At 60.8% G+C, this 7,385-nt stretch carries 6 protein-coding genes and 1 pseudogene; 1 reads left to right on the top strand and 6 read right to left on the bottom strand.

The features are described 5' to 3' along the window. Both ACE04I_RS05135 and ACE04I_RS05130 read right to left on the bottom strand, forming a co-directional pair. Nucleotides 1-1,013: pseudogene (locus tag ACE04I_RS05135) on the bottom strand (NAD(P)/FAD-dependent oxidoreductase); the annotation flags it as partial. 160 nt (nucleotides 1,014-1,173) lie between these two features. After that, nucleotides 1,174-3,660, bottom strand: coding sequence for a DUF3772 domain-containing protein (locus tag ACE04I_RS05130; RefSeq protein WP_487206711.1), 2,487 nt, complete (start codon nucleotides 3,658-3,660; stop codon nucleotides 1,174-1,176). Nucleotides 3,661-3,832: 172 nt separating this feature from the next. Here ACE04I_RS05130 and ACE04I_RS05125 point away from each other — a divergent pair, with 172 nt between their 5' ends. Continuing rightward, entirely contained in the window at nucleotides 3,833-4,084 is a 252-nt protein-coding gene (locus tag ACE04I_RS05125) for a GlsB/YeaQ/YmgE family stress response membrane protein (RefSeq protein ID WP_046792544.1), read from the top strand. Nucleotides 4,085-4,087: 3 nt separating this feature from the next. Here the strand turns inward: ACE04I_RS05125 and ACE04I_RS05120 are convergent, their stop codons facing one another. The 4 genes from ACE04I_RS05120 to msuE all read right to left on the bottom strand — a co-directional run bounded on the left by ACE04I_RS05120 (nucleotide 4,088) and on the right by msuE (nucleotide 7,330). Beyond that, on the bottom strand, nucleotides 4,088-4,645 hold the full coding sequence (locus ACE04I_RS05120; protein ID WP_046792545.1) for a DUF924 family protein: 558 nt from the start codon (nucleotides 4,643-4,645) through the stop codon (nucleotides 4,088-4,090). Between the two features lie 16 nt (nucleotides 4,646-4,661). Further along, nucleotides 4,662-5,153 carry a heme-degrading domain-containing protein gene (locus ACE04I_RS05115; protein ID WP_046792546.1) on the bottom strand — a complete coding sequence of 164 codons (492 nt, stop codon included), beginning with the start codon at nucleotides 5,151-5,153 and terminating at the stop codon, nucleotides 4,662-4,664. A 147-nt stretch (nucleotides 5,154-5,300) separates the two neighbouring features. Continuing rightward, nucleotides 5,301-6,278, bottom strand: a complete 978-nt coding sequence (gene argC / locus ACE04I_RS05110) for an N-acetyl-gamma-glutamyl-phosphate reductase (RefSeq protein WP_046792547.1) — start codon at nucleotides 6,276-6,278, stop codon at nucleotides 5,301-5,303. A gap of 491 nt (nucleotides 6,279-6,769) precedes the next feature. Next, nucleotides 6,770-7,330 carry an FMN reductase gene (gene msuE / locus ACE04I_RS05105; RefSeq protein WP_046792548.1) on the bottom strand — a complete coding sequence of 187 codons (561 nt, stop codon included), beginning with the start codon at nucleotides 7,328-7,330 and terminating at the stop codon, nucleotides 6,770-6,772. Nucleotides 7,331-7,385 lie beyond the last annotated feature (55 nt).

The following is a 7,385-nucleotide window of genomic DNA, read 5'->3' as shown; positions in this document are numbered from 1 at the left end:
GCCCCGACGATCGGATTGCCGTCCGGCGTATAGGCGATCGCGCCGTTATAGACCTTCTTGATACCCACTTCGCCGAAGGCGGGAACGCGGGCAATCGCCGTTTCGATATGCGGCATCAGGCGGTCGAGTTCCTCCTGGAAGAGCTCGTATTCACTGCTGTCGGAAGGGCCATCGACGTAGCAGACGGGCGCGCCCGCTTCGTAAGGCCCGAGGATAAGGCCGCCCGCTTCCTCGCGCATGTACCAGGCGCTATCGGACTCGCGCAGCACGCCCATTTCCGGAAGCCCTTGCCGGCGGCGCTCCTGGATGGCCGGGTGCGGCTCGGTGACGATATACTGGTGCTCGACCGGAATGACCGGGATATCGATGCCGACCATCTCGCCGGTCTTGCGGGCAAACGAGCCCGTGCAGGAAATCACATGCTCGGCGGTGATCTCGCCCTTGTCGGTCGTTATCTTCCAAAGGCCGTCCGGCTGCTGCTCGATCGCCGTCACCGTCGTGTTGCGATAGATGGTGGCGCCGTGATCACGTGCGCCCTTGGCGAGCGCCTGGGTGAGATCGGCCGGCTGGATATAGCCGTCGTCGGGGTGCTGGATCGCGCCGAGCAGGCCGTCAGTCTCGCAAAGCGGCCAGACTTCCTTCACCTGTTCCGGCGTCAGGATGTTGACCTTGACGCCGATCGTCTCGGCAATGCCGGCATAATACATGAACTCGTCCCAGCGATCCTTGGTGCGGGCGAGACGGATGTTGGAGACCTTGGAGAAGCCGACATTCATGCCGGTCTCTTCCTGAAGCTCCTCGTAGAAGCGGACCGAATACTTGTGAAGCTGGCCCACCGAATAGGAGAGATTGAACAACGGCAGCAGGCCGGCGGCATGCCAGGTCGAGCCCGATGTGAGCTCCTTGCGCTCGATCAGGACGGCGTCGCTCCAGCCCTTTTTCGCAAGGTGGTAGAGCGTCGAGACACCCACCACGCCGCCACCGATCACCACAGCCCGCGCATGCGTCTTCATCAAAGAAAATCCTCTCTGGAACGGAGCGGGCGGCCTTGCCGTCCCACTATCCGTAAAAACTGAAAGGACTATGCAATTCCGGCGGTTTCACCAAACGCCTGATTACGACATGAGGAAAGCTTGACCGCGACGGGCGCCCGAAATGGCGGGTCGGGAGCTGTCAGGCCCCGCCCCGCCCGTCGTCCTCCGGATGCTCCGGAACCATCGGTTTGCCGCGGTGGAAAACGATCTCCTGCTGCGGGAACGGAATTTCTATGCCTTCCTTCTGGAACCGCTGCAGGATGGCGATGCGCAGATCGTTGCGTATCCTCAAGCCCTCGCCGATATCCGGTAGATGGAAGCGCAATTCGAAATCCAGCGACGACGCACCGAACCTCGTGAACTCCACATGCGGCTCGGGAATGCGCAGCACCTCGGGCACTTCGTTTACGAGTTCCAGCAGGATATCGATCACCGTCTGCGGATCGGTGCCGTAGCTGACGGAAACCGGTATCTCGGAACGCTGAATCCTGTTCCTGTGGGTCCAGTTGCCCACCGCAGCATTGATGAGATCCGAATTCGGAACGATGATCGACTGCTTGCGGAAGGTCTCTATCTCCGTGGCGCGCACCGAAATGCGCTTGACGATGCCTTCCGTTGTTCCGGTAACGACATGGTCGCCCACCTTGAATGGGCGCTCCACCAGCAGAATCAGGCCGGAAACGAAGTTCGACACGACATTCTGGAGACCGAAACCGATACCGACCGAAAGTGCGGAGGCAACGAGAGCAAAGCTCGAAAGATCGATGCCGGCGGCGGAGACGCCGACAAGAACCGCCATCCCGACGCCGAGATAACCGATGCCGGTCTTCACGGAATTTCGCACGCCCGCATCCACCTGGCTGCGCGCCATGATGTTGCCGTCGATCCAGTTCTGAACCCACCGGGTGAGGATGTAGCCGACGCCGAAAACGAGGATGCCGCCGAATATGCCGATTAGCGAAATCGAGATATTGCCGATGCGGAATCCGGTGAAGAAGCGATAGACCCAGGATTCGATATCCGCGAGCTGGAAGCCCCAGGTGAACAGGATCAGCGGAATGCCGAAGATCAGGGCAAACGCATAGATCCCGAGGCCGGCGGCCAGTCCCGCCTGATCGAGCGCCACTTCGCCGAATCGGAAACGCTCGGCGAGCCGTGTCCCGACCACCGTATGAGCAAATGCGCCCTGCTTTGCGACCGCCTTGCCCGACAGGATGCCGATATAGATCGTGACCAGAACCGCGCCGGTGAGCACGATCTGGGTGGAGGCGAAACGGGCGAAGCCGACATAGCCGGTGATGACCGCAAAGATGAGCAGCAGGCCCATCAGCCGCAGAAGGATCGTTATCAGGCGCGGCCATGGAGCGCCCGGCGCATCCGGATCGTTCCCCTCTTCCAGAACCGGCTTCAGGAATGAAATGGCGATCAGGATAAGACCGATGACGATCGAGGCGATCAGGCTCTTGACGATGGTCAGGACCAGAGGAGAGTTCAGCGCCTCGCTGATCGTGCCCAGCAGATAATCCAGGCCGTTGACTGCCGCCATGCCGAGCACCGCCCAGCTCAACAGCCGCGCGCCGCTGTTCGTCAGCCGCACCAGTCGCCAATCGGGATCGCCCGGCGAAAGCACGGCATAGGTGAGCCGCCAGACGAAGCCCACGAACCAGATCAAGCCGGCGAATGCGGCGATGATCGGGGCGATGTCCGGGCGCAATACATTGAAGCCGTCGAGGAACAGGAAGGACGCCACCAGAAAGGCGGTGAGCGAAATGTTCTGAATGACCGTCGACCAGAAGGCGACGGAAAGCCGCTTGATATAGGAGGGCTTGTCGAGACCGTTTTCACGGCGGATGAAGCGGCCAAAGAGCCGATATCCACCGACCAGGAAGAGGAGTGCCGCACCGAAAGACAGCACGATCGCGCCCAGGAGCTGAAGCGTCTTGTAACGCCATGCGAAGCTGACCCAGCTTCCGAGCGTGTTCCAGAAATTGCCGACTTCGTGCACGAATGCCTGGCCTGCCTCGGTGAAGAGCTCGGGCGTCAGCTCCGTGTGGCGGAACAGCGTCTGGGTGAACAGCGTGCGGCGGAGATTGGTGATCGTATTGGCAAGCTGGGTGGCGCTGCTCGAAAGGTTCGTCGCATCATCCACGATGGTGTTGATCTGAACGCGCTCGTTCAGCAGCCGGTTTCTTTCCTCGGTCACCAGCGGAGGCTCCGGCGGCTGCCCCTGCTGCGGCGGCTCGCCCAGATCCGTCAGGCGAGCCTGGATCTGCTGGACGCGGGTATTCAGCGATTCGGATGTGCTCCGCATCTCGCCGACGATTTCCTCAGCTTCCAGGCGCAATTCGGCCAGCCGCGCATCATCCTGCGCATCCTCCTGCACCTTTTCCCGGAAGGAAGTCAGGCGGTCGCGGATCGCCTGCAGCTTCCCGCGCATCTGATCGTTGATGGAGTCGACGGTGACGTCCGCCGCCGCGGGCTGGGTAGCTTCCGTCGCCGCGGGTTGCTGTGCCGCCGCGGAAAACGGAACGGCAAGCTGCGCTGTAAGAAGGGCGCCGCAAAGCGCCGCAATCAGCACGCGCGATGCGCGCCGTGCTCCAAGATGGGTCGTGCTGGTATCGGCCAAGGCGTTTTCTCTTCTCTTCCCTCGAGATTCGCGGGGAAAATAGAACGACTTCAAGGCGAAGAAAAGGAATGCAACCCCGGATACCCTCCCCGAAAGTCCGGAACCATACGAAAACATAGCGCGTTAGGCCCCGCGGGGAGCTTCATGGGACCTTCAACATAGGAACAGATACATGGAAGACGCAGGTATCGGCTGGATCGCGGCCATCATCATCGGCGGCATTGCCGGCTGGCTCGCAGAGCAATTCATGAAGAGCAATATGGGCGTGCTCATGAACATTCTGCTCGGCATCGTCGGCGCGATCGTCGCCAATGCCATCCTGGGCTTGTTCGGAATAGTGCTCGGCGGCTGGATCGGCTATCTCATCGCCGGCTTCATCGGTGCCTGTATCCTGATCGCCATAGGACGAGCATTCCGCCGATAGTTTTCAAAACCCAGCGCCGGGCTTCGACAGGTAATCGAGCTCGGCGCTCGTGGATTCCCTTCCGAGAAATCGATTGCGGTGCGGAAACCGCCCGAACTGGCTGATCACCACGCGGTGACGCTCGGCATAATCGAGATATTCGACATCGCCCAATGCCTTGAAAAGCTCCACCGAGCGGTCCTGATCCGATAAGTCCTCGGAATGCTCGAAAGGCAGATAGAAGAAGCCGCGCTTTTCCGGCCTGACGCCGAGATCCGCCCCCGCTTCGACGGCAAGCTTCGCCTCGCGCAGCGCAATCCAGTCGGTGGCGAATGCGAGCGGCGTGCCGCGATAGATGTTGCGCGGAAACTGGTCCAGCACGATGACGGCGGCAAGGCGCTCGTCCGGAGAGGAACGCCAGGCTTCCGCATCGCCGCGCGCCAGCGCCAGATGCGTGGCGACAAAGCGGCTGCGCACGATCTCATCGAGCCCGTCGCCAGGCGCGAACCATTGCTCGCGATTCAGCTCCTCGAACCAGAAGGAAAGCACCTCTTCGGGCGTCTTCACCAGATCTGCGGACACGCGTCTCTCCCTCCGTTCAATCGAGCCGAAGCCCGGCAATATCCTTGCCCAGGATTTTCGCGAGCGCCTCGACCACCATGTTGTGATCCTCGCGCTGCGGCAGGCCGGATACCGTGACCGCGCCGATACAGCCGGTGCCGGTCACGAAAATGGGGAAACTGCCGCCATGGGCGGCGTAATCGGCCGAGGCAAGGCCGTATTTCCCTTCCATCGTGGCATTCTGCTTGGCGAGCATGAGCCCTATTGCATAGCTCGAACGGAAGAAGCGCAGCGCAACGGCGCGCTTGCGGCGTATCCATTGGGCATTGTCCGGCGTCGAACCCGGCATGGCCGCATAGAAGGCCGGCATGGAATGGAGCTGCACGTCGATCGCCACGCCGAGACGCCGCTCTTCCGCCATTTCCCTGAGCAGCGATCCGAGCCGCCAGGCCGCAGCGAGATCGAAACGCTCGAAACGGAGCGCCTCTTCCTGTTCGGAAATGCGGGCGATATCCTCGTCGACAGCCATGCCTTGCTCTCCTTTTGTCGAGCCGGCATTGATGGCCGCAAAGACGGGGAAAGTAAAGCTGCGCCGCCTGCCAGCCCTTCACTGAAACGTGGAATACATTCTGTCGCAAGGACCAGTAATTAAGCGACGGCAAACGGAATCACAAAATCATGGCCAGAAGGGTGCGCCGTCTAGTCCTGCGGTTTCCGGCAAGCCACAAATCAGGTTCGCGTTCTGCACGGCTTGACCAGCCGCCCCCTTGCCGAGATTGTCGACCACGCCCATCGCGATAACCAGATTGCGCTGGGGATCAGCGGCATAGCTGACGAACGACAGATTCGAGCCGGTCGCCCATTTTGTCTGCGGCGGCCTGTCGGTCACGCGCACGAAGGCACGGTCGGCATAGAAGCGCCGGGCCGCGTCGAGGCATTGCTCCGTGGTAGCTTGGCCCCGGCAGTAGATGGTGACGAGGATACCGCGCGTCATCGGGATCAGGTGAGGCGTGAACACCAACCCCTCCGCGCTGCCGCCGCTCAGCCGCTCGATAGTGCTGGCGATCTCGGGCATGTGGACGTGTTTAAGCAGACCGTAGGGAATAAGATTCTCGTTGCTCTCGGCATAGCCGAATTTGCTATCGCCACCGCCCCGTCCAGCGCCGGAGATGCCAGTCTTGGCGTCGATCACAATATTGCCGGGTTCGATGAGCCCATTGACCAGCAGCGGTGCCAGCGCCGCCAACGTCGCCGCGGGAAAGCAACCGGGATTCGCGATGCGAGTTTGGCCCTCGATCCGATCCGGCCAGATGTCAGCCAATCCGTAGGCCCAGTTCTCGGCATAGCGGTGGTCCCCACCAATATCCACGATCTTCACGTTGCCGGGAACGCGAGCCAGAGCCTCAGCGGAAGTGCCCGTAGGCAATGACGCGAACAGCACGTCGAGTTTCGGTAGAGCTGTGGGGTCCCATTTTTCTATCACCAGGTCGGCGAGCCGGGCAGGCACACCGGGAAAGCGTTCCACCAACCGGTTGCCAGCACTGCCCTCGCCCGCAGCATAGACCAGTTCTAAAAATGGGTGGCTCGCGATTAGGCGCATCGCCTCGCCACCGCCAAAGCCACTAATGCCGACAATGCCAGCGCGAATGTTCATGATGCTGTCCTTCTGGAACGCGGATAAAATAAAACCCCGAAGCCGAGGGCTGCGGGGGTTCAGGAAAGCGGGCCGGAGCCGCTCCGGTGCGTGCGACCTATGTTGAGGCAGTCACCACACAGACGGAAGCTGATCGACGCGCAGCCCAAAAGCCACCGCTTTCGTGCAGCGGCGTCGGCAACGGTCACAAAGGTTCTGGTTCCTGAACATGACTTTCATCACTGACGCCACACCTATTAATAGTCAAGCCGAATGTCGTCTGCCCATCCTAAGTCGACATTAGGTTGTCGCGAAGTTCCCAACCAAAGGGGGAGTTCTGCGACCGAATTTTACGATGTTTCAAAACCAATACTCCGCGACAGGCGAGTGCGTCGAATGCTTTACGAAGATATTTCCAACAAGATAAACCGTCAGAGATGCCTTAGCTTTTGGTAGCGGTATTAACTTGGATTCCACATCTAAGTTATGGGCTGGGCGCCGCCAACCCGTTTCTATTCGGCGGCGACGAGGTCGCTGCCGGCATCCGGGAAGAAGGCCGAAAGTTCCGCAACAGCCTGGCCGACCCTTTGAAGAAGCTCACCGGACGTGATCCGGTAATCGGTAAAATCGCGATCGGATGCGTAGACAGCGGTCGGCAGCGTGTGCGCCATGAAGAAGCCGAAGAGTGGCCGAAGCTGGTGCTCCACCATCAGCGCGTGACGGTCTCCCCCGCCCGTCGCGGTGATGATGACCGGCTTGGCGCGGAGCTGATCGGGATCGATCAGATCGATGAAATGCTTGAAAAGGCCCGGATAGCTGCCCTTGAAGGTGGGAGCGCCGATCACCAGCACGTCGGCGGAGACGATCTCCTCCAATATCCGCGCGCCATCGGCGTCCAGCCCGGAGCGATGCTGCGCCAGCCCGAGCGAGGGGCCGATATCGGTAAGATCGTAAACGGACGTCGCGAAGCCATATCGCCCGGCCGCGCGGGCTGCGACATGGTCTATGAGCGCGAAAGTCTTCGAAGGGCGGTTATAGCTGCCGGCGAGTCCGACCAGTTTTCGAGGCGACATTCAAGATTCCCTCTCGATCTATCGGGAACAGACTAGCGGCGCGCACCGCCATTGA

The organism is Rhizobium moroccans (genome assembly GCF_057559155.1).
The sequence above is the reverse complement of the archived record's forward strand: the minus strand, read 5'-3'. Positions and strand labels throughout refer to the sequence as shown.

Bases quoted from the DNA above. Each gene is read 5' to 3' on its own strand.
- argC (WP_046792547.1), bottom strand. From the start codon at position 6,278: ATGAACATTCGCGCTGGCATTGTCGGCATTAGTGGCTTTGGCGGTGGC.
- msuE (WP_046792548.1), bottom strand. From the start codon at position 7,330: ATGTCGCCTCGAAAACTGGTCGGACTCGCCGGCAGCTATAACCGCCCT.
- ACE04I_RS05115 (WP_046792546.1), bottom strand. From the start codon at position 5,153: ATGGCTGTCGACGAGGATATCGCCCGCATTTCCGAACAGGAAGAGGCG.
- ACE04I_RS05125 (WP_046792544.1), top strand. From the start codon at position 3,833: ATGGAAGACGCAGGTATCGGCTGGATCGCGGCCATCATCATCGGCGGC.